This window comes from Microbispora sp. GKU 823 (genome assembly GCF_002027145.1).
Classification (GTDB): Bacteria; Actinomycetota; Actinomycetes; order Streptosporangiales; family Streptosporangiaceae; genus Microbispora; species Microbispora siamensis.
In genome coordinates this window covers 1-2,281 of sequence record NZ_MWJN01000228.1, presented here as the reverse complement: position 1 = coordinate 2,281, position 2,281 = coordinate 1, and the positions used below count along the sequence as shown (strand labels likewise).

Annotated in this window: 2 protein-coding genes and 1 pseudogene; all 3 read right to left on the bottom strand. The window is 70.4% G+C overall.

Features of this window, described 5'->3' with window-relative positions; genetic code table 11:
* Positions 1 to 200 (bottom strand): annotated as a pseudogene (locus tag B1L11_RS44365) (hypothetical protein); the annotation flags it as partial.
* A gap of 132 nt (positions 201 to 332) precedes the next feature.
* Complete coding sequence (locus B1L11_RS44360; RefSeq protein WP_256863444.1) at positions 333 to 1,631, bottom strand: MFS transporter; 1,299 nt, start codon at positions 1,629 to 1,631, stop codon at positions 333 to 335.
* A 148-nt stretch (positions 1,632 to 1,779) separates the two neighbouring features.
* Positions 1,780 to 2,055 (bottom strand): cellulose binding domain-containing protein, encoded by a 276-nt coding sequence (locus tag B1L11_RS44355; RefSeq protein ID WP_079321101.1) that lies wholly within the window; start codon positions 2,053 to 2,055, stop codon positions 1,780 to 1,782.
* Positions 2,056 to 2,281: the final 226 nt, after the last annotated feature.

Below are 2,281 nucleotides of genomic sequence, written 5' to 3'. Positions count from 1 at the left end.
AGCAGGTTCGTCGTGTTGCTGGGATTGGGGCCGTCGTCGTAGGTCAGGCCGACGTACCCGGCGCTGCAGTCGGCCGCGCTCGCGGGCGCGGCCGACAGGGCCACGGCGGCGAACGCCGCGGTCAGGATGCTCGCGATCGTGGTGGCGAGCGTCTTGCGTAAGCCTGCACGTCTTCCGATCGGCACGGCGCTGTCGACCATGTCTGCTCCTCCAGTCGGGACGGCATCATTCTGGGAAGCGCCGCTGAAACATGTCAAAGACAGACTAGAAACATTTCATGACGGTGAATCGGTCAAGTGCGCGTTGACCAGGCCGGAACGCCGATGAACATTTCACGGCGTCGCGGACTCCGGCGGGCGGAGGGCGAGCGCGTGCTCGTCGGTCCTCGCGTCGTACTTCCGGAACCGGGGCAACGCGGCCGCCATCACACCGACCGCGGCCACGCAGAGCAGGCCGCCCGCCCCCAGGGAGAAGCGGGCGCCGCCCAACTGGGCCATGAATCCGGCCCGTGCGTCGCCCAGCATCGGCCCGGTCGAGTAGGACAGCAGTTCGATGCCGGCCAGCCGCCCGCGATAGGAGTCCGGAATCGTCTGGTTCCAGATGGTGCCGCGGAACAGGCCGCTCACCATGTCGGCGCCGCCTGCGACGGCGAGGAACAGGAAGACCAGCCAGATGTCCGGCATCACGGCGGCGAGCGCCACGGCGATGCCCCACAGGGTGGCCGAGACGATGACGGCGAGCCCGTGCCGATGCACGTGGGCCGTCCAGCCCGAGGTGAGTGAGGCGACCACCGCGCCCACGCCGCCGGCTGCGTACAGCACTCCGACGGCCTTGGACGCGCCGAGGTTCTCGGCCAGGAAGGGGAACAGCGCGGTGGAACTGGCGAAGGCCATCGCGGCGATGTCCACGAGATAGGTGCCCATCAGGTCCGGCCGCCGCAGCGCGTACCGCACGCCTTCCAGCAGGGAGCGCAGCGACGCGGGGGTGGGCTCCTCGGCGCGGGCGACGGCGCCGACCCTGACCAGCAGCGCGAGGGACAGCAGGAACGTGGCGACGTCGAGGCCGTAGGAGGCGGCCGGACCGAGCGTGGCCACGATGAGACCGCCCGCCGCCGGACCCACGATCATGGCGGCGTTGCGGACCAGGCCCTGCAGGGCGAACGCCGCGGGCATTCGATCCAGCGGCACCACCCGGTTGAGCAGCGCCTGCTCACTGGGCGAGCGTACGCTGCCGAGCCCGGCGGCCAGCGCGCCGACGGCGTACAGCACCCACACCTGCGGCTGGGGCAGCAGCGCGTTGACGAGCAGGAGCACCGAGGAGAGGCACAACCCCAGCTCGCTGATTATCACGATCGTGCGCCGGTCGCGCGCGTCGGCGATCGCGCCGCCCCACAGTCCGCACACCACCATCGGCACGAACTCGGCCATGCCCACCAGGCCCACCGCGACGTAGGACTCGGTGAGCTGCTTCATCTGGTACGGCACGGCCACGGTCGTGACGACCGTGCCGAGCGTCGTGATCAGCCCCGAGCCGAGCAGGAGACGGAAGTCGCGGAACTCTCGCAGTGGGCTGAGATCCAGTCTCAGCCGCCGGGCAAGGGATTTCAGGGAGCGATCAGCGCTTTCGGCCACGACGAGTCATCTCAACGATCCGCCCGTCCGAGGGCAACTGATTTTCGCCTCGCCGGGGAACGCGACGCCGTACGGTGAGGAGGTCGTCCCCTTCTCGCCGTACGGCCGTCCGGGTCTCCCCGGGATCAGGGTGCCGTCGTGGTGTCCGTCAGGACGCGCTGCAGGTCAACGTCGGCGTGGTGGCGGTGCCGTTGGCGACGAAGCCGAAGGTGGTGGAGGCGCTCGCGCCCAGGCCGCCGTTCCAGGACTCGTTGCGCACGCTGACGGACGAGCCGGAGCCGGACTGGAGGCCTCCCCACAGCTGGCTGATGGACTGGGACCCGGGCCAGCTCCAGGTCACCGTCCAGCCTCTGATCGCCGAACTGCCCGCGCGCACCGTCACGTTGGACTGGAACCCGCCGGACCAGGAGTTCACGGTCTGCATCGTCGCGGTGCACCCGCCCGGTCCCGGAGGCGGCGTGAGCGTGGGAGTGGGGCTGGGGGACTGCGGGTTCGACGGGGACGGAGAGACGGGGGCCGCCGCCGTCGGGAGCCACGGCCCGTCCGGTGGACGGCGAGATCATGCCCGCGCACAGGTTGCGGCTGCGGAGGTTGGCCGCGATCTGGGGGATGGCCTGGACCGTCGTCGCGTACTGGTCGTGCATGAGGAT

Bases quoted from the DNA above. Each gene is read 5' to 3' on its own strand.
- B1L11_RS44355 (WP_079321101.1), bottom strand. From the start codon at position 2,055: ATGCAGACCGTGAACTCCTGGTCCGGCGGGTTCCAGTCCAACGTGACG.